The organism is Streptomyces luteoverticillatus (assembly GCF_003970715.1).
GTDB classification, from domain to species: Bacteria; Actinomycetota; Actinomycetes; order Streptomycetales; family Streptomycetaceae; genus Streptomyces; species Streptomyces abikoensis.
In genome coordinates, this window is the sequence record NZ_CP034587.1 from 869,626 (window position 1) to 887,473 (window position 17,848).

17 protein-coding genes are annotated in these 17,848 nt (G+C 74.3%); 6 read left to right on the plus strand and 11 right to left on the minus strand.

Annotated elements, in window-relative coordinates; all coding sequences use genetic code 11:
- Positions 1-47 precede the first annotated feature (47 nt).
- Positions 48-2,216, minus strand: coding sequence for a hypothetical protein (locus tag EKH77_RS03550; RefSeq protein ID WP_126912977.1), 2,169 nt, complete (start codon positions 2,214-2,216; stop codon positions 48-50).
- A 798-nt stretch (positions 2,217-3,014) separates the two neighbouring features.
- Between EKH77_RS03550 and EKH77_RS03555 the strand changes: the two genes are divergently transcribed.
- Positions 3,015-4,169 carry an ABC transporter substrate-binding protein gene (locus tag EKH77_RS03555; RefSeq protein ID WP_240667204.1) on the plus strand — a complete coding sequence of 385 codons (1,155 nt, stop codon included), beginning with the start codon at positions 3,015-3,017 and terminating at the stop codon, positions 4,167-4,169.
- A gap of 92 nt (positions 4,170-4,261) precedes the next feature.
- Here the strand turns inward: EKH77_RS03555 and EKH77_RS03560 are convergent, their stop codons facing one another.
- Complete coding sequence (locus EKH77_RS03560; protein WP_126912979.1) at positions 4,262-4,459, minus strand: hypothetical protein; 198 nt, start codon at positions 4,457-4,459, stop codon at positions 4,262-4,264.
- A complete protein-coding gene (locus EKH77_RS03565) occupies positions 4,459-4,893 on the minus strand; it encodes an ATP-binding protein (protein WP_126912980.1) in 435 nt (144 codons plus the stop codon). The genes EKH77_RS03560 and EKH77_RS03565 overlap by 1 nt, the downstream gene beginning before the upstream one ends.
- A 219-nt stretch (positions 4,894-5,112) precedes the next feature.
- On the opposite strand from EKH77_RS03565, the gene EKH77_RS03570 reads away from it, so the two are divergent.
- From EKH77_RS03570 to EKH77_RS03580, 3 genes are all read left to right on the plus strand, one after another.
- The gene (locus EKH77_RS03570; RefSeq protein ID WP_126912981.1) at positions 5,113-5,856 is read left to right on the plus strand and encodes a helix-turn-helix domain-containing protein; all 744 of its coding nucleotides are present in this window, start codon (positions 5,113-5,115) and stop codon (positions 5,854-5,856) included.
- Between the two features lie 2 nt (positions 5,857-5,858).
- Positions 5,859-6,329 carry an NUDIX domain-containing protein gene (locus EKH77_RS03575; protein ID WP_126912982.1) on the plus strand — a complete coding sequence of 157 codons (471 nt, stop codon included), beginning with the start codon at positions 5,859-5,861 and terminating at the stop codon, positions 6,327-6,329.
- A 157-nt stretch (positions 6,330-6,486) separates the two neighbouring features.
- Positions 6,487-7,416 carry a carbohydrate-binding protein gene (locus EKH77_RS03580; RefSeq protein WP_206279808.1) on the plus strand — a complete coding sequence of 310 codons (930 nt, stop codon included), beginning with the start codon at positions 6,487-6,489 and terminating at the stop codon, positions 7,414-7,416.
- Positions 7,417-7,438: 22 nt separating this feature from the next.
- On the opposite strand, the gene EKH77_RS03585 is transcribed toward EKH77_RS03580, so the two are convergent.
- Together EKH77_RS03585 and EKH77_RS03590 are read right to left on the minus strand one after the other, a co-directional pair.
- A complete protein-coding gene (locus EKH77_RS03585; RefSeq protein WP_397614185.1) occupies positions 7,439-8,362 on the minus strand; it encodes an NADP-dependent oxidoreductase in 924 nt (307 codons plus the stop codon).
- 75 nt (positions 8,363-8,437) lie between these two features.
- The gene (locus EKH77_RS03590; protein WP_126912984.1) at positions 8,438-9,022 is read right to left on the minus strand and encodes an SRPBCC family protein; all 585 of its coding nucleotides are present in this window, start codon (positions 9,020-9,022) and stop codon (positions 8,438-8,440) included.
- 126 nt (positions 9,023-9,148) lie between these two features.
- On the opposite strand from EKH77_RS03590, the gene EKH77_RS03595 reads away from it, so the two are divergent.
- On the plus strand, positions 9,149-9,904 hold the full coding sequence (locus EKH77_RS03595) for a DUF2334 domain-containing protein (RefSeq protein WP_164737731.1): 756 nt from the start codon (positions 9,149-9,151) through the stop codon (positions 9,902-9,904).
- Entirely contained in the window at positions 9,901-11,043 is a 1,143-nt protein-coding gene (locus EKH77_RS03600) for a glycosyltransferase (protein WP_126912986.1), read from the plus strand. Before EKH77_RS03595 ends, EKH77_RS03600 begins: the two co-directional genes overlap by 4 nt.
- Positions 11,044-11,064: 21 nt before the next feature.
- On the opposite strand, the gene EKH77_RS03605 is transcribed toward EKH77_RS03600, so the two are convergent.
- The 6 genes from EKH77_RS03605 to EKH77_RS03630 all read right to left on the minus strand — a co-directional run bounded on the left by EKH77_RS03605 (position 11,065) and on the right by EKH77_RS03630 (position 17,814).
- A complete protein-coding gene (locus EKH77_RS03605) occupies positions 11,065-11,655 on the minus strand; it encodes a ScbR family autoregulator-binding transcription factor (RefSeq protein WP_126912987.1) in 591 nt (196 codons plus the stop codon).
- A 6-nt stretch (positions 11,656-11,661) separates the two neighbouring features.
- Entirely contained in the window at positions 11,662-12,705 is a 1,044-nt protein-coding gene (locus EKH77_RS34275; RefSeq protein WP_126912988.1) for a DMT family transporter, read from the minus strand.
- Between the two features lie 30 nt (positions 12,706-12,735).
- Positions 12,736-13,788 carry a threonine aldolase family protein gene (locus tag EKH77_RS03615; RefSeq protein ID WP_126912989.1) on the minus strand — a complete coding sequence of 351 codons (1,053 nt, stop codon included), beginning with the start codon at positions 13,786-13,788 and terminating at the stop codon, positions 12,736-12,738.
- Between the two features lie 63 nt (positions 13,789-13,851).
- Positions 13,852-15,099: an MFS transporter gene (locus EKH77_RS03620; protein WP_206279809.1), complete on the minus strand. Its 1,248-nt coding sequence runs from the start codon at positions 15,097-15,099 to the stop codon at positions 13,852-13,854.
- Between the two features lie 13 nt (positions 15,100-15,112).
- Positions 15,113-16,432: a DUF1116 domain-containing protein gene (locus EKH77_RS03625; protein WP_126912990.1), complete on the minus strand. Its 1,320-nt coding sequence runs from the start codon at positions 16,430-16,432 to the stop codon at positions 15,113-15,115.
- Positions 16,429-17,814 carry an ATP-grasp domain-containing protein gene (locus EKH77_RS03630; RefSeq protein ID WP_126912991.1) on the minus strand — a complete coding sequence of 462 codons (1,386 nt, stop codon included), beginning with the start codon at positions 17,812-17,814 and terminating at the stop codon, positions 16,429-16,431. Before EKH77_RS03630 ends, EKH77_RS03625 begins: the two co-directional genes overlap by 4 nt.
- Positions 17,815-17,848 lie beyond the last annotated feature (34 nt).

A 17,848-nucleotide genomic window follows, 5' to 3' on the forward strand; every position in this document is an offset into this window, starting at 1 on the left:
CAGGAGACGGTGGGGCGGGGTGGTGCAGCACGGAGGTACGAGCCGGTTCAGCGCCGTTCGGTGTGCCCGGCCCCGAAGGGGACGCGGTGGCCGACGCCCGGGGGCACCGGGAGGGCGGCGGCGGGGGCCTGGATCCGGGTGGCCCTGCCGTCCGCGACGCGGGCGACGGGGGTGCCGGCGGGCAGGGTGAGGGTGAGCTGGGTCTGGTCGGCGGCGGGCGCGCTCCAGCCGGAGCGGGCGCCGGCGTACGCGGACCCGAAGGCGGTGCCGCCCTGGGCGGTGGTGCCGCCCGGCACGGTCGCGGTGGTGTGGAGCCCGGCGGGCGTGGTGACGGTGACGGTGTTGCCGACGCGGTAGCCGGTGACCTTGCCGGCGGCCACGGCGGCGCTCCAGGCGGCGCGGCGGCTCAGCTCGTCGCCGATGTCGCGCTGGCGGAGGTTCACGAGCGGGGTGTTGTCGGCGTAGAGGCCGGCGTAGTCGGCGAGGACCTTCTCCAGGACCGTGTAGCCGATCCGCTCCTCGGAGAGGTTCGACTGGTGCATGAAGTGCGGGCGCGGGTCGTTGGCGAGGACGTGGCCGAGGGCGATCCGGGCCTCGAGCGGGGCGATGTAGCTCTGGAAGCCGGTCTTGACGTCCAGGGGCTTGGACAGGCAGGTGGTGGTCTCGGGGAACTTCTCGCAGGTGCCGCTGCCGCCGTCGGCCTTCTTGGTGTAGAGCCAGTTGTACTCGTCGGTCTGCTCGGTGGCCTTGCCCACGTTGTAGTACACGTTCATGGGGTAGCGGGGCACGGTCAGGGCGGTGCCGACCGGGCGCTGCTCACGCTCGCGGGAGGTGTCGCTGGCGATCCACTTGACGCCCGTCTGGGCGAGGACGGGGGCGAGTTCGGGGTTGTCCTGGGGCTGCTGCGGCGTGGTCTTCAGGCCCGAGTGCTCGCCGGTGACCAGCTCGTCCTTGTCGACGGTCAGGCCCTGGCGGGCGGCCCAGCGGAGGTTCTCGTCGACCTGGTAGCCGATGGTCTGCCGGCTGACCCAGCGCGTCTTGCCGGTGGCGTCGGTGACGCACTTCCAGGGCACGGAGGTGGTGTCCTGCTCGCAGCCGAGGAAGGCGTGGGTGTAGGTGTGGTTGATCCAGCGGAAGGACTTCTGGTCGGCGACGAACTGCTGGAGCAGCGGGTCGGGCGCCCCGCCGTGCGAGGCGCGGTACTCCTCGCTGCCGACGCCGTTGTAGGCGAAGTCGATGGGCAGGTTGTGGGTGGCGGACCACTGCTTGGCGTACTGCGCGTCGGCGGCGGTCATGCGCAGCGAGGGGGCGCTGGGGTCGGGGTTGCCGGGGCAGTCGACGTCGCCGGGGGTGCACTTGAGCTTGGTGTCCCAGCGGTCGTCGGCGGCGAAGACGTCGTCGACGTGGACGCCGAAGTAGTTGCGGGCGGCGCCCAGGTGGACGCCCCGGGTCAGCCACTCGACGATGCCCCGGGAGACCAGGCGGAACTGCGTCTGGTAGCGGTTGGCGACGAAGGTGACGACGAGTTCGCTGCGGCCTTCGTGGTCGTACTGGCCGATCAGCGAGCCGCGTCCGGAGCCTCCGGGGACGGGCGCGTCGACGAGGCTGGTGTAGCTGGCGCCCTTCTCCTGCTGAGCGAGCGGTACGGCGATGTAGCCGTAACTCTCCTTGACGGCGGGGTCGTTGTCCTCGAAAGGAACGTTTTTCTTGAGGTAGCCGAAGGGCCCGGTGGCGCCCGCCGTAGTCACCTGGGCGGTCTGTCCGTCGAGGGGGCCGGCGTAGCCGCCCGTGTCGGGGGTGTTCAGGCCGACGGCCGGGCGGGCGTAGGTGTAGGCGTCGACCTGCCGGATGCCGAATCGTTTCTCGTAACCGGCGAGGGCCGTCATCTCGGCGGAGTTGGTGCCGAAGGGGTTGTCGTTGGGCAGGACCACGCCCTGGAATTTGGCTCTCGGTCTGCCGTCCACGGTGTCGCTGAGGAACGCCTCGTCGACGCGGGGGCGGGCCGCGTCGGCGAGGTCGAGTCTGGTGTACGGGGTGCCGGCCGCGTCGAGCTCGGCACGGATGGCCTCGACGGCGGGGCCGCCGTCGTCGACCAGCAGTAGGCGAAGGTCGATGCGCGGCGGCAGGTCCGCCGCGCTCGCGCTGCCCGCGGGCAGCGCCATCGTCAGCATCGCGGCGGCGGCCCAGGCCGCGACCGCGCGCGTCGTACGCCCCATGTGTGTCTCCCCCCGGACGGAGCCGCGCGCGGGGTGCGCGGGCCTCCGTGCCTGATACGTGCACGGCGTCCCTGACGAACGCCGTCGCACTTCGAGTGATCGCGAGCGGCCCCCTGGCGGCCGGATCCCCACTCCGGCCGCGAACGCTCCTCCCCTGCCAGGGAACGGACGCCGATGTCCGGTTCCCAGCCGCGCGCCCAGGAGCCCGGGGCGCGCGACGACGACGCGGGCTCCGGGCACGCGAGTGCCACGGCTCCGAGGGACATCGCTGCCTCTCGACCGCTCAGCCATATAGTGCGTCATGCCCGAAGCCCGCGCGGGGCGCACCGGGGACTCGCCCGGCGGGCCCCGGAGGGGTGTTGGCCGAAAGCCGCCGCAGCGTCCGGCACCCCGCCGCACCGGCCCACGAGGGGCCGTCCGGGGCCATTCCCGAGATGACCTGTGTCAACTTCCGTATACAACGTCACCGGACGTGTGTTCAGGGGCCGGAGGCACATCCGCCTCCGATGGTTCCGGGCGTCACGAGATCGGCTTGATGACGGCTGTCCGTAATGCCCGTTCCACCCGCTATTCAAGCGCCATGACCGTCAACTTCCCTGCAAAGAACGGACGGTAACCGTCCGGACCCGATCGTTCGGGCGCGTGGGACGGTACGGAATCACCCTTCCGGGTCCGGGGTGTCGCGTGTCAACCATGTTGCGGACGGGGGACGTTGATCCCTAAAGGACCGTCGGGGAGCGGGAACGGCAGCGGAACGGGGGCGGCCTGGTGGGTCGTGGGCGGGCGGGGGAGCTGTGCGTGGGGGCGGTCGTGTCGCGGACGGGGCGGCTCGCGCGGCTGGGCGACCCCCTGTTGTACGCGCTCGGCAGACTGGCGCCCCGGCTGGCGGACGGGGTGCGCGGCCGGCCGGTCCGGCTCGCCTGGCGCGACAGCCGCTCCGACCCCGACGGGGCGCGCCGCGCGGTCGCGGAACTCGTGCGCGACGAGGGCGCCTCGACGATCGTGGCGATGGGCGGCACCCGGGTGCTGCCGGCCGTGGCCGACGCCTGCGAAGTGCTGGGCATCCCCTGCCTGTCGACGGGCTCCCCCTGGCAGGCGTACGCCCTCGACCGGGGCGCGGAACCGGGGCGCGCGTTCCGCTGGACGTTCCACTTCGGGTGGGGGCTGGACGACATCGCCGCGGTGTTCGCGGAGATGTGGGAGCGCGTGGGGCCGCGCCGCACGGTGGGCTGCCTGTGGAACGACGGGCCCCAGGGGCGGGCGCTGCGCCATCCCCGGCACGGCTTCGCTCCCGTGGTGGCCGCGCGCGGCCACACCCTCGTCGACCCGGGCGGCTACCGGGAGCCGGCCACCGGATTCGCGGGCATCGTCCGGCGGTTCAAGGAGGCCGGGACGGACGTGGTCACCGGCGCGGCCACCGTCGCCGACCTGGCCCTCTTCCACCGGCAGGCCCGCGAGGCGGGACTGCGCACCCGGCTGATCACCTGCTCCCGCTGGCTGGCGTACCCCCGCTTCACGGCGGCCCCGGACGGGCTGACGAACGCCCGGATCGCCACACTCGTCTACTGGACGCCCCGGCACCCCTACCGCTCCTCGCTGGACGACACCACGGCGGCCCGGCTCGCCCAGGACTACCGGAGCACCACCGGCCGCCCCTGGCTCCAGCCCCTGGGCCCCGCCCACGCCCTCCTGGAGGTCGCCGTCCACGCCCTGACCACCGCCGCCGACCCCACCGACCGGCACGCGGTCGCGGCGACCCTCGGCACGACCCGCCTGGCCACGGTCGCGGGCCTCCTCGACTTCACCGCGGGCCCCGTGCGCAACGTCGCCCTCCTCCCACTGATCGGCGGCCAATGGCGCCCGGGCCAGGGCGGAGCACGCGAACTCGCCCTGGTCACCAACGCCCGCCTGCCCCACATCAAACGGGACGCGGACCTGACGGTCGGGCTCTGAGGGGGGCGCTTTCTCCCTCTGGCGCGGTGAGCTGTTTCGCCCGTGAGTCGGGTCCATCGGGTACAGCGCCCACTCGGCCGCTTGCTCGCCCATCAGCGGGCCTCCCGCCGGGGCTTCCCCCAGCCGCGCTGGACCGTCACCTCGTGATCGCGGCCGACGCGCAACGGGTCCCCGCCCTTGAACACGACGACAATGTCCCGCCCGCGTTCACGGACCGCTTTCACTTCACGCCGGACGCTGCCGTCGTCGACCACGTCACCGCTGCGCAGCATGTACGCCAGCAGGCGCATCACAGCCACCTCCCGCCCGGAACGGTGATCACGGCCCAGACGGACTTGCCCACGCCCCGCCGGATTCTGCATCCCCACCGGTCGGAGAGCTCCTCGACCAGGACCAGGCCACGGCCTCCCGCCTCACCCGGGGGCCGCCTCTGGGGGTGGTGGCGTTCGTCGGCGTCGTCCACGGCGAGCCGCACGCCCTGCGGGCCCCGGCAGAACGAGGTCTCGATGTCCCGGCCCCGCACGAAGGCGTGCGTGATCGCATTGGTGACAAGCTCCGAGAGAACCAGCACCGCCGGTTCCTCAATCGCGCTCAGCCCCCACTCCGCCAGCGCCGCGCGCAGCTCATCGCGCGCCAGGCCGACGGTTCGTCTGTGTGTCGTCCAGCGTTGCACGCGACGCGTCTCAACACCGCACCGCCTAGTAGCCGTACTGGCCCCACTCATAGGTCTCGACCGTCCTTCGAGAGCACGGATAAGTGACGTGAGCGCAGGAGAACCGCAGGCGCAGCAGCGGACCTGAGCCCGTGGGGCTCCGCTGTCGCTCACGTAGCGAGGATCGCGTCGGTGATCGGGACGGGGAAACCTCCCCCAAACCCCATTCAGGGACGTCCCGCAGGCGGTAGAACGTCCCTGGTGATGTCCCCGAGGCCGGGAGAGACTGAGATGTCGAACGAGAGGCTTCGAGCCGCCATGGCAGCCGGGGGCTGGACATACGCAACCTTCGCGGAAAAGACGGAAGTCGACCCCAAGTCCGTCGAGCGCTGGGTGAACCAGGGACGCGTGCCCCGCCGCGCGACGGCTATGAAGGCGGCGGAGGCGCTAGGAGGGGACGTGCACGCACTTTGGCCGGCGCTCCGGCAGGCACGAGCCGCACGCGCAGTCAGTCCTGAGCTGGTCGCGCTCTACGACCGGCGCGCGGACGTTCCGGTGTCCCGCTACACCGACCTGTTCGCCCAGGCCCGCGAACACATCGACGTACTCGTCTACGCCGCCGTCTTCCTGCACGAGGCGTACCCCCGCCTCAACGATCTCCTTCGCGAGCGGGCCGCCGAAGGGTGCTCGGTCCGGATCGCGTTGGGCGACGCCGACAGTGAGAACGTCCGGCAGCGCGGCGAGGAGGAGCGGTTCGGCCACGGCATCGAGTCCAGGTGTCGACTGGCCCTGATGCACTACCGGCCGTTGGTCGGCGTCCCCGGCATCGAGATCCGGACCCACGGGACGACGCTGTACAACTCCCTCTACCGGGCCGATGATCAACTATTGGTCAACGCCCACATCTGGGGAGCGAACGCGTTCGCGGCACCTGTCTGGCACCTCCGCCGCAACGGCGCCGGAGGAGTCTTCGACACCTACGCGCAGAGCTTCGACGCGGTGTGGGCGACAGCGACGCCCGTCCAGGAGGAGTGACCGTGGCCCGTACCGAGTACTACGACGACCCGGCGGCCCCCGAGCCCAACAACATGGTCGTGGCCGCCTCCGCCGTCGTCACCGACGAACAAGGCCGCATCCTGCTGCAACGGCGGCGCGACAACGACCTGTGGGCCCTGCCCGGCGGCGGCATGGAAATGACCGACTCCCTCCCCGGTACGGCCGTGCGCGAGGTCAAGGAGGAGACCGGGCTGGACGTGGAGATCACGGGGCTGGTCGGCACCTACACCGACCCGCGCCACGTCATCGTCTACTCCGACGGGGAGGTACGGCGGCAGTTCAACGTCTGCTTCACCGCGCGCGTGACGGGCGGGGAGCTCGCGATCTCCGACGAGTCCACCGAACTCCGGTTCGTCGGCCGCGGCGAGCTCGCGTCGCTCCCGATGCACCACACCCAGCGGCTCCGCATCCGGCACTTCCTCGAGCAGCGGGAGCACCCCTACCTGGGGTGATATCCCAGGGCGCGAGCCGCCCCCGCCTTCCCCTGACGGGTCGCTCAGCACGACACCCGGATCGCTGGATCCCTTGACACCTCAGGGATTGTCATGGACATTTCCATCGCCCGGAGTCCGCAGGCGCTTCCCACCCCCCGTCCCTGCTGGAGTTCATGTGAACAGACACCGGACCCCCCTCGTCGCGGCCCTGCTCACCGTCCTGGCCGCCCTCGGTGCCACCGCACCCGCCACCGGTGCGGGCGGCACCACCGCGCCCGACCCCGACGCCCCGCACCGGGGCGTGGTCACCGGCGCCCGGACGCCCGACCGCTCCCCCGGCCGCGATCGCGCCGTCCGCGCGTTCGAGAACGGCCGCCGGGCCCGGGGCGGCACATGGGCGCACCACCCGCCGACCGCCACCGGCCGGCCCGCGGCCGACGTCACCCACAACTGGTGGGGGATCTTCCCCCGGCCCGGCTCGCACGACGGCATCACGGCCACCCACACCGTCGACCCCTCCTACAAGGTGTCCAGCGCCGACGACTTCACCTACGCGCCCACCACCAAGGCCCAGAACTCCTGCATGGAGATCGTCACGGCGTACTGGAACAGCGGCGACGAGATCTGGGCCTGGGACTGGTGCGGCAAGGGCGGGCCGGCGAAGGTGCTGACCGTCGACGCGGACTTCCTCGCGACGTACACCACCGGCACCGGTGGCGGGCGGAGCTACAGCGTGCAGCTGGTACGGGACGCGGCGAGCGGCAACCGCTGGTCGTCGTACCTCTACAACGTGCGGACGCGCAGCTGGAACCTGCTCTACCAGCAGTCCGGCACCGATCAGAGCGGCCTGGCCCACGGCTGGGACATGTTCGAGATCTACGCGAGCGTCGATCCCGCCACCGGCGTGGGCCACTACTGCGCGGAGGCGTGGAACACCGTCTTCGACAGCAGCGCCATTCAGTTGCGCGCCAACGGGGCGTGGAAGCCAGCGAGCCCGGCGGACGCGCCGTGGACGGAGGACCGGCCCGACGGAAGCGCGTTCCTCTGCCCGCCGCTGCGGTTCGTCCAGGCCGGGGCCAACGACCACTGGACCGTACGGCAGTGACGCGCGCCACCGCTCACACCACTCAGGCCACCGCGATGACGATCTTCCCGGTGAGGTGCCCGTGCTCGCTGGCGCGGTGCGCCTCGGCAGCCTCCGACAGCGGATAGACGCGGTGGATCGGCAGCTGGAGGATCCCCGCCTCGTGGAGGGCGATGGCTGCCTCGATCGCGGGCACCGTACCCGCTCCCGTGCCGCCCGAGCTGAAGCGCGCGCCGTGGCGCCGGGCGCCCTCCGCGTCGGCGAGGGACAGCACCCGGCCGGGGTCGCCGGTCACCTCCACCGACACCCCGACCGCGTCGCCCTTGCCCACCGCGTCCAGCGCCGCGTCCACCCCCTCGGGGGCGATGCCCCGCACCCGGCCGGCGAGGCCCTCCCCGTAGGTGACGGGGAGGGCGCCCAGCCCCCTGAGGTACTCGTGGTTGAACTCGCTCGCCGTGCCGATCACCCGGACGTCCCGCGCGCGGGCGAACTGCACGGCCAGGGTGCCGACCCCGCCGGCCGCGCCGTGGACCAGCAGCGTCTCCCCCGCGCCCACGCCCAGCTCGGTGAGGCTCCGCAGCGCCGTCTCGGCCGCCACCGGCAGGGCCGCGGCCTCCTCCCAGGGCAGCGAGAGGGGCTTGACCACCAGTTGGTCCGCCCGGGCCAGGGCCGCGTCGGCGTAGGCGCCGGTGAGCGTGCGGCCCAGGACGGCGTCCCCCGCGCACACCTCCGTGACGCCCTCGCCGACCGCCTCCACCACCCCGGACGCCTCCACACCGGGGACGTGCGGCAGTTCGGTGGGGAAGACCGCTTCCATGGCACCACTGCGGATCTTGTGGTCGAGCGGGTTGACGCCCGCGCAGCGGACGGCGATCCGGACCTGCCCGGGCCCGGGGGCGGGCAGGTCGGCGTCGCCGAGCCGGAGCACTTCGGCGGGGCCGAAGGAGCTGAAGGAGATGGCCTTGATCTTGGTCATGGAATCACCATCATCGAAAATCAGGATTTTCCGTACCAGGCTGGCCGTCCTCCCCCCGATTTCGCCCTACGCCCCGGAACCGGAACCGGAGCCGGCACCTGCGGCCGCGTCCGCGCCCCCGTCCAGGGCCGGCTCCGCGAGCCGCTTGACGCCCTCCAGGGTGGCCCGTATGCCCTCCCGCAGCTCGCCCAGGCGCATGGCGAGGATCTGCTCCTCGCGGTCCGGCATGCGGCTGATCGCGACGCTGAGCCCGGAGGGCGCCGGCCCGACCCGCACCGACTGCCGCAGCAGCGTCCCCCCGTCCTCGGGCAGGAGCTCGAACTTCCAGGTGGCGAGGGGCAAGGCGGGATCGGCGGGCCCGCCCCCGAACCGGTTGTCCGGGTCCGTGACCGCCCAGGTGAACAGCCGCTCGGGCTCCAGGGCGACGATGTGCGAGACCGTCCGCCACTCGCCGGCCATGGGGTGGCGGTTGTGCCCCTCGAAGGCCGCGCCGAGCGCCGGCCCCGTGGCGCCGTCCAGCCACTCGACGCGCTGGAGTTCGGTGCTGATCCGGGCGGGCAGGCCGATGTCGGCCACCAGTCTCCAGACCTCGGCCGGGGCCGCGCCGATGTGGACCTCGTCATGGACGCCGGGCCCGTCCGCGTAACGCATGCGATCTCCTGAAGCTGCTGAAGCTGCCGGGTGCGTGACACCTTGTCGAACAACAGTCTGCACCCGGAAGGGGGTGTTCACCCGGACGTACGGCGCACGTCACACCGGCCGGAGGATCCTGGGAGGGTGACAGCGGTCTTCGTGGTCTCGGTGCACGACGTCGCCCCCTGGAGCTTCTCGCGCAGCCGCCGGTGGCTGGCCGAGCTGGACGCGCGGGGAGTGCCCGCGACCCTGCTGCTCGTACCGGGCGCCTGGCGCGGGCCCCGGCTGCCGGACGACCCGGCCCTCGTGCGCTGGCTCCACGAGGCGGCCCGGCGCGGGCACGAGCTCTCTCTCCACGGCTGCACCCACCGGGCCGTGCCCGGCGGCCCGCCCGCGCGGCGGTGGCTGAACTCCCTGCTGGCGCGCGGCTGCGCGGAGTTCTGCGCGCTGGACGAACCGGAGGCCCGTCGCCGGCTTTCGGCCGGACTGGCCGCCCTCGCCTCCGTGGGGATCGTCCCGGAGGGCTTCACCCCGCCGGGCTGGCTCGCCTCGCCGGGATCGTTCGCGGCCCTGCGCGCGGTGGGCCTGGAGTACACCACCAGCCACTTGGCCGTGCACGACCTGCGCACCGGCGCCCGGCACCGGATGCCGGCGCTCTCCCACCGGCCCGGCGGCCTCGGGGAGCGGGCCGGCGCGCGCCTGATGCGGGCGGCGGCCGGCCGGTGGTCCGGGCGCGGCAGGCCCTTCCGCATCGCCCTCCACCCGGCCGACCTGGACCGGCCGGGCCTGCGCGAACTCGCCCTGGAGTCCGTCGACCTCGCCCTCGCGGCGGGGGCCCGCCCCTGGACGTACGCCGGCCTGGTGCGCGCCCTGCGGCGCCCGGGGGACGACGACGCGTGAGGATCGTCCAGCTCGCCAATTTCCACGGCCCGGCCTCCGGCGGCCTGCGGACCGCGCTGGACGCGCTCGGCCGGGGCTACGCGGCGGCGGGCCACGAACGGGTGCTGATCACCCCGGGCCCCCGGTACGCGGCGTGGCGCGACGGCGCCGGGCTCCGGGTCGCCCTGCCCGGGGTCCCGGTGGGCGGCGGCTACCGGCTGATCTGCACCCCGGCGGCGCTGCGCGCGCTGAGGGCGCTCCTGGAGCGCCTGACACCGGATTCCGTCGAGGTGTCCGACAAACTCACGCTCGTCCACGCGGCACGCTGGGCCCGTGCGCGGGGAGCCCGCGCGGTGCTGCTCTCCCACGAGCGCCTGGACGCCATCCTGGCGCCCCGGCTGCCGCTGGGAGCCGCCGCGCTGAGGCGGCCGTCGGACGCGTGGAACCGGCGCCTGGCCCGCGCGTTCGACGCCGTCGTGGCGACATCCGCCTTCTCCTGCGCGGAGTTCGCGCGTGTGGCGGCCCCGGCGCTGTACCGGGTGCCGCTCGGCGTGGACCTGGGCGTCTTCGCGCCGGCGGAGACCGCCCCGAGGGCGGTGGCTCACCTGGTGTACGCGGGCCGCCTGTCGGCGGAGAAACACCCCCGTCTCCCGCTGGAAACCTTGCGCGTACTGCTGCGTCGCGGCGTCCCGGCCCTCCTGGACGTCCTGGGCGCCGGCCCGGAGCGCGACCGCCTGGAACGGCGGGCGTACGAGGCGGGGTTGCCGGTGCGCTTCCACGGCCATGTGGCCGACCGCCGCGCCGTGGCCCGCGCGCTCGCGCGGGCGGACGTGGCGCTGGCCCCCTGCCCGGTGGAGTCCTTCGGCCTCGCGGTCCTGGAGGCCCTGGCCTGCGGCACCCCGGCCGTCACTGCGAACACCGGCGCGTCCCCCGAACTCCTCACGCCGGACGCGGGCCTGGCCGCTCCCACCACACCGGAGGCGACGGCGAACGCGGTGCTCCGCCTGCTGTCCATCCCCGAATCACGCCGCCGCACGGCGGCACGGAAACGGGCGGAGGAGTTCCCTTGGGAGCGCACGGTACGGGGGATGCTGGCGGTGCACGCGGGTGCGGACCCTGCCGGGTCGGCGCCGGGCGCCCCCGGCGACCCCAGCGCCTGAGGAAGCCGGCCGGGCGGGGGCTCAGCCCGGGCGCCCGGGCGTCAGCACCGGCAGCGTGGCGTGCCAGAAACGGTCCATGACCCAGGGCACCTCCCGTGCGGCACCCGGCTGGCGGGAGAGGATCTGCACCCCGACAATGACCGCGAGCACGGTGGCGACCACGTCCTCGACCGCCATGCCCGGCGCGAGGCTGCCGTCGCTCCGGGCGTCCTCCAGCAGCCGGCACAGCAAGCCGGCCAGCCGGCGGCGCAGGACCGGGACGTCTCCCCCCGCGCGATCACAGCTGACCTGGAACCCGGCCCGTACGACCACGTCCTCGCTCAGCCGGCAGGCCAGTCGGCGGGTCGTCTCCACCACGGCCGGCAGCGCGGGCCCGTCCTCGCGCGCGCGGGCGGCGGCCAGTTCGTCGAGCGCGCGCCCGGCCTCCGTCTCCAGCTCGGAGGCCAGCGCGTCCTTGTCGTCGAAGTGGAAGTAGACCGCGCCTTTGGAGAGTCCGGCCTCGGCGCTCACCCGGGTGAGGGTCGCGGCCCTCAGTCCGTGCCGGTCGACAACCTGTGCCGCGGCCCGCACGATGGCCTCGCGTGAGCGGATGGCGCGTTGCTGTGGTGACACGAGTGATCAGTTTCCTCTCCCGGCGCCGGACCGGAGCCGGGCACCGGCCGGGGCCGCCAGCACGACCGCGCCGATCAGCAGCGCCCCGCCGGCCACGGCTGCCCCCTGGTGCGCCGGCGGCTGTCCCGTCAGCGGCCCCAGGACGAGCGCGCCGAGCACCTGACCACTGATCATCGCGAGGCCCGCGGCCAGCACACCGATCCGGCGGACCGTCAGCACGGCGGACAGCACCACCGCACAACCGAGCAGGCCGCCGCCGTAGTGCCACAACGGGCCGGAGCCAAGTCGGGGAAGCTGGGAGAACGCGGCCGCCACCGTCACGGCCGCGACCGTCAGGGCGGTGCCGGCGGCGAAGCTCAGCAGGACCGCCGGGTACGGGTGGCCGGCGGCTTCGTCCACCCTGCCGTTCACGGCCATCTGCCAGGACAGGGCGCAGCCCGCGAGGAACGGCAGGACAGCGAGCGCCAGGGTCCGTCCCGCGTCCGCCGCGGCGAGCACCGGAAGGGCCACGGCGCCCACGGCGAGCAGCCCGCCCGCCAGTCGGCGGCCGGTGGCCCGGCGCGGGGCCCCCGGGCCCAGGCCGAGGTGGTCCATCGCCACCCCGCACAGCGTCTGGCCGGAGACCAGGGCCAGCGAGAAGGACGCCGGGCCGAGGGTGGCGGCGGTCAGCGCCTGCGTCAGGACCATGCCGCCGCCCGCGAGGCCGCCCAGACAGTGCCAGGGCCGCAGCGCGCGGGAGCGCAGCGCGGTGGACAGCGCGGCGAACGCGGGCCGCGGACCCGTCAGGAAGCACGCGGCCGCCGCCACGACGCACAGGCTGAGCGTGTTCGACCAGGCGGCCGCGGCCATGGCCCCCGTGCGTTCACCGAGCCTGCCGTTGACCACGGACTCCAGGGCCAGCGCGGCGCCTCCGGCGACGGCGCCGGCCAGCGGCAGGGCGCCGGACCGGGCCGCACCCGGCGGGCACGCGGGCCGGACGGCCGGCGGCCGGGGCGACGGCACCGGGCCGGTCCCGGGGGGCCGGTGGCGCGGCGTGCTCGGCAAGGTCATAGGCGCTCCCGGGGAGAGATCGGCGGGTGTTCACGGGCGGCGACCGGCCGGCCGTGCGCCGGGCGGCGGGAAGGACTCGACGGCCCGCAAGACGTCGTGGCGCGACACGTCGCAGTGGGTGATCATGCGGACGCCGGCGTCCGTGGGCACGGTGAGGACGCCGCGCGCGGCGAGTACGGCGACGGTGTGCCGGGGGTCGTCGACCGGCAGCATGACGATGTTGGTCTGCGGGGTGGTGGTCTCCCACCCCCGCTCGGCCAGCCCGGCCGCGAGCAGCCGGGCGTGGTCGTGGTCCTCGGCCAGGCGCTCCACGCGCTCCAGGGCCACGAGCCCGGCCGCCGCCAGGATGCCGCCCTGCCGGACGCCGCCGCCGAGCATCTTGCGGACCCTGCGTGCCTCCCGCACGAACTCCGTGCCGCCCGCCAGCACCGAACCCACCGGCGCGCCGAGCCCCTTGCTGAGACAGACCTGGACGGAGTCGGCGCCCTCGGCCAGATCCGCCGGTGGCACGCCGAGGGCGACCGCGGCGTTCCAGAGGCGGGCGCCGTCGAGGTGCACCAGCAGCCCGGCGTCGTGGGCGGCGTCGGTCAGGCGGCGGTGCTCCCGCGGTGCGGTGACGGTGCCGCCCGCCGCGTTGTGGGTGTTCTCCAGGCACAACAGCCGGTCCCGCAGCGCGAAGTACGGTCCGCCGTGGGCGACGGCCCGGGTGATGTCGGAGGGGCTCGGCGCGCCGGGGCCGGCCGTCCAGGGCAGCGCGCGGGGCATGCCTCCGGCCAGCCAGGCGGCCGTGCCCACCTCGTGGTCGAGGATGTGGGCGCGGTCGGGGGCGAGGAAGCGGTCGCCGCGTTCGAGGTGGACGCACAGCGCGATCAGGTTTCCCATCGATCCGCTGGGCACCCACAGGGCGTCCTCGGTGCCGAGGAGCCGCGCGATCTCCTCCTCCAGCGCCCGCATGGTGGGGTCGCCGTCGAGGACGTCGTCGCCGACCTCGGCGCGGGCCATGGCCTCGCGCATCCGCGCGTCGGGACGGGTGACGGTGTCGGACCGCAGGTCGACGGGCGGTCCGGCCGGAGGTGATGTCATGGAGGTCTCTTTGGAAGGGGGTGCCGGCGGGGCCGGCACCCGGTGGACGGGCCGGGCGGTCGGCTATTCCGGCCGTGCGACCCGGTACCGGGTCATGAGCAGGGCGGCCAGCACGCTGAACCCGGCGCCGAGGTACATCACCGCGGACGGGCCGGAGGCGTCCACGGCCCATCCGCCGGCCAGCGCGCCCAGCGCGATGGAGACGTTGAAGGCGCAGATGTACAGCGAGGTCGCGGCCTCGGGGGCCTGCGGGGCGCTGGCGAAGACGAGGGTCTGCAGGCAGACCGGCAGGGCCGTGTAGGCGATGCCCCACACCACCAGCAGGACCACCGTGCCGGGGTGCCACCCGCCGTTGAGCACCAGCAGGACGACGGCTGCCGCGAGCAGGAGGATGCACACCAGCGTCGTGGCGCGCAGCGAACGTGCCGCCGCGGCGCCGCCCGCGAAGTTGCCGACGACGCCGGCCACGCCGTACAGGAGCAGCAACGCGCTGACCCAGTGGGAGGAGATGCCCGCGTCCTGCTCGAGGAAGGGCGTGACGTAGGTGTACGCGGCGAAGTGGCCGATCACCATGGCCGCCGTGACGAGTGTGGCGATCCGGAGGTTGCCGTCCCGCAGCAGCTTGGGGAGTTCGGCCAGGCGCACCACGGCGCGCGGCGCGAGGGGCGGCAGGAGGAAGGCCACGGCGGCGAGGATCAGGACGCCGATGCCGGCGATCGACCAGAAGGCGGTGCGCCAGTTGGACAGGCCACCGACGAAGGTGCCGAACGGTACGCCGACGACGGAGGCGATGGAGATGCCGCTGAAGACGACCGCCGTGGCCCGGACGGCCTGGGCCGGCGGCACCAGGCGGATGGCGATGCTCGCGGCGATCGACCACATCACGCCGTGGGCGAAGCCGGTGAGCAGCCGGGAGACCATGAGCACGGTGTAGGAGGACGACAGCGCGGTGAAGGCGTTGCCCGCGACGAAGACGCACAGGACCAGCAGGAGCAGCGGCCGCCGGTCGATCCGGCGGGTCGCCACGGTCAGCACGGGGGCGAAGAGGCCCGCGATGGCACCGTAGAGGGTCACCGACAGGCCGACGGTGCCCTCGGAGACGTCCAGATCGCGGCTCATGGCGGGGAGCAGCCCGATGGGGACCATCTCGGTGGTGGTGAAGGCGAAGACGCCCATGCCCACGGCGACGACGGCCAGCCAGCTGCGGAGCGTGCCGGGAGGGGTGGGGGGCGTGTCCGGCCGGCCGGCGGCGCCCGGCGTGGTGGGGGGTGTCGCGTCGGTGCCTTGGGGGGAAGGGGGCGAGGGTGTCACAGGTATCTCCGGGTCATACGGGGGTGGTCGGGGTGTGCGGCGGCTGTGCGGACAGCAGCGCCGCGGCCTGCCGGAAAGGCTCCAGCGGGGGGTGGAAGAGGACGGCGCCGGCGTGGCCGCCGTCGCGCAGCGTCGCGCCGAGATGGATCGCGGGGACGACGCCGGTCCCGGCGACGCGCAGCACGTCGATGCCGCACGGCACGCCGCGGTAGGCGAGGGCGGGAATGCGGTACTCGGGGTGCTCCGCCAGCGTGATCCGGTACATGCGCTCGGTGAGGCGGAGCATCTCCGGGGGCGTCCCGGCGGAGTGGTCCTGCAGCGGCATGGCGGCCGCGGCCGCCATGCCGCCGAGGCCGACGGTCTCCGTGATCAGGCTCTCGCCGCCGACGTACGCCAGGTCGTCGGTGGTCCGGCCGTCGTACAGCCGGCCGCGCAGCGTGGACACGGGCGGGAGGGGGGCGGTGAACCAGCGGTCGCCGAGGCCGGACACCCGAAGGCCGAACCACTTCTCGTTGAGGTTCATCGCGGTGACGAGCGTGCTGCCGGCGATGCCGGAGGCGCTGTCGGCCGCGGCCTTGGCCGCCGCCATCACGAGGTGGAGGAAGAGGTACTCGGCCGAGCGGAGGTAGGCGGCCAGGGCCCGGTGGCGCTCCGTGACCCCGCCGCGGGACAGGTCCAGTACGGCGTCCAGCACCGCGGCCCGGAACAGCGCCCCGGCGGCCTTGTGCCGGCTGTGGAGGTCGTCGCCCATGGCCAGGGCCCGGCGGATGAGCGGGGTGAGCGGCAGCCCACCCAGGTGGCGCAGGACCTCGGCGAGGGCGGGCGAGACGACGTCGGTCACATGCCGCAGGCGGGCGCCGACTCCGTCGTCCCAGACCCCGAAGGTCAGCGAGGCCCGGTCGGCGCCCTCGTTCATCCGGCAGAACGCGCGCCGGCCGGACGCCTCGTCACGGACGACGACCACCGGCATCGAGGCGGTGCACACGCCGGTGAGCGAGCCGACGGTGGCGTGGTCGTGCGAGGGGCGCACCGTGATCGTGCCGTCGGCGAGCAGCTTCTCCGCCTCGGCCTCGTCACGGGCCAGCCCCTCGTGGAGGGCCGCGCCGATGACGGCCCGGCGCTGGCCGCCCTCGTACTCCCGCCAGGGCATGGGCGGGCCGGAGACGAGGATCGTACGGCCGGTCATGCCGGGCACGACGTCGCCGGCGAGGGCGACGGTCTCCAGGACGGGGCGGGCTCCGGTGAGGCGGGCCACCGCCCGTGCGTTGGCCGCGTCGCGTGCGGCGCGCGCCGTGCCGCCGGTGGCGGGCGCGCCGGTGGGGCGGCCGGTCATCCCACGGGCTCCTCGGTCGTCGCGGCGGGCGAGGGTGCGGCGGTGTGGATCGTCACGCGCCCGGTGGCGTCATGCGCGGCGGCGTCGATGCCGGTGCCGAGGGGGGCGTCCAGGACGACGGAGACCGACCGGCCCTGGGAGTCGGCGAGTTCGCCGAGCAGGTCGCCGCGGTGCCTGCTCACCAGGACGGCGTGGCCCCGGGCCGGGGCGTTCTCCGCGAGTGGCGGCAGGTCCGGCCACCGGCCCTGCTCGGCGACCCAGTGGACCGGTACGTCCTCGGCGGTCACATCCGTGAGGTGGCCCCTGGGGTGGTCGAGGTAGACCTGCCGGGCGCGGCGGCGCGGCGGGGCGGTGGGCGGCTCGGTGCCGAGCGCGAGGTCCAGCAGGGCGGCGTCCAGGTCCATGCCGGTGGCCAGCCGCCACAGGCGGGTGATGGCGTCCCCGGGCGGGCGGGCGGCGGCCTCCATCAGCACCACCCGGTCTTCGGCGGTCAGCCGGAACTCGGCGTGGCTCATGCCGGTGCCGAACCGGACGGCCCGCAGGAACTCGGTGTTGGCGTCGAGCAGCAGCTTCTCCTGCGCCGGGGTGAGGTCCGGGGCGGGAGAGGTGTGGCCGGTCTCGGTGAAGAACGAGGTGCCGGACTCGTTGGTGTCCTTGGCCGTGATGCCGGCCCAGAGCACGGCGCCGTCGCGCACCAGCGTCTCCACCGAGAACTCGCGGCCGGCGATCCGCTCCTCCAGCAGGAGCAGCTCCTCAAGCCCGTAGTCCGGCAGGAGCGGGGGGATGTCGTCGGGTCCGGCGACGGCGCGCACGCCCGAACTGGACATCCGTGAGGCGGGCTTGAGGACGGCGGGGAAGGCGGAGAAGGCGTCCCGTATACCGGCGGCCGTGGTGCGGGCCGGGTCCAGCAGGGTCCAGCGCGGCGCCAGGGCGGGGGCGGCCAGCCGCTGCAGCGGCTTGTTGCGGCAGACCCGTGCGGCGTGGGCGCCCGGGCCGGGCAGTCCGAGGGTCTGGGCGAGGACTCCGGCGGCCTCCACGAACACTTCGCCGACGTTCAGCACCGCGCGCACAGGGCGTTCGCGCAGCCAGGGCGCGACGGCGCGCAGCAGGGTCTCGAGGGAGGTGTCGGCGACGTGCCGGAGGCCCTCGTCGGCGAGGCGGGAGAGGGGGTGGCGCGGGTCGCGGCGGTGCCGGGCGAGCTCGTCCGCCGGCGTCTCGGGTCCGAAGACGAACAGCGGTGTCACTCCGCGCCGTTCGGCCGCGTCCAGCAGGCGCAGGTGCTTGGCGAGCACGATCAGGTCGGTGATGACGACGACGGTGGGGCGGCGGGTGCCGGCGGTGTCCGCCGCGGGCGGCGCGCCGCTGTCGCGGTAGGCGGTCATGGGTTCCCTCGGTCGGGTGCGGGGCGCGGGTGTC

Excerpts from the sequence above, each read along its gene's own strand:
- EKH77_RS03550 (WP_126912977.1), bottom strand. The coding sequence starts at position 2,216 with ATGGGGCGTACGACGCGCGCGGTCGCGGCCTGGGCCGCCGCCGCGATG.
- EKH77_RS03560 (WP_126912979.1), bottom strand. The coding sequence starts at position 4,459 with ATGCGCCTGCTGGCGTACATGCTGCGCAGCGGTGACGTGGTCGACGAC.
- EKH77_RS03565 (WP_126912980.1), bottom strand. The coding sequence starts at position 4,893 with ATGAGTGGGGCCAGTACGGCTACTAGGCGGTGCGGTGTTGAGACGCGT.
- EKH77_RS03570 (WP_126912981.1), top strand. The coding sequence starts at position 5,113 with ATGTCGAACGAGAGGCTTCGAGCCGCCATGGCAGCCGGGGGCTGGACA.
- EKH77_RS03590 (WP_126912984.1), bottom strand. The coding sequence starts at position 9,022 with ATGCGTTACGCGGACGGGCCCGGCGTCCATGACGAGGTCCACATCGGC.
- EKH77_RS34275 (WP_126912988.1), bottom strand. The coding sequence starts at position 12,705 with ATGACCTTGCCGAGCACGCCGCGCCACCGGCCCCCCGGGACCGGCCCG.
- EKH77_RS03615 (WP_126912989.1), bottom strand. The coding sequence starts at position 13,788 with ATGACATCACCTCCGGCCGGACCGCCCGTCGACCTGCGGTCCGACACC.
- EKH77_RS03625 (WP_126912990.1), bottom strand. The coding sequence starts at position 16,432 with ATGACCGGCCGCCCCACCGGCGCGCCCGCCACCGGCGGCACGGCGCGC.
- EKH77_RS03630 (WP_126912991.1), bottom strand. The coding sequence starts at position 17,814 with ATGACCGCCTACCGCGACAGCGGCGCGCCGCCCGCGGCGGACACCGCC.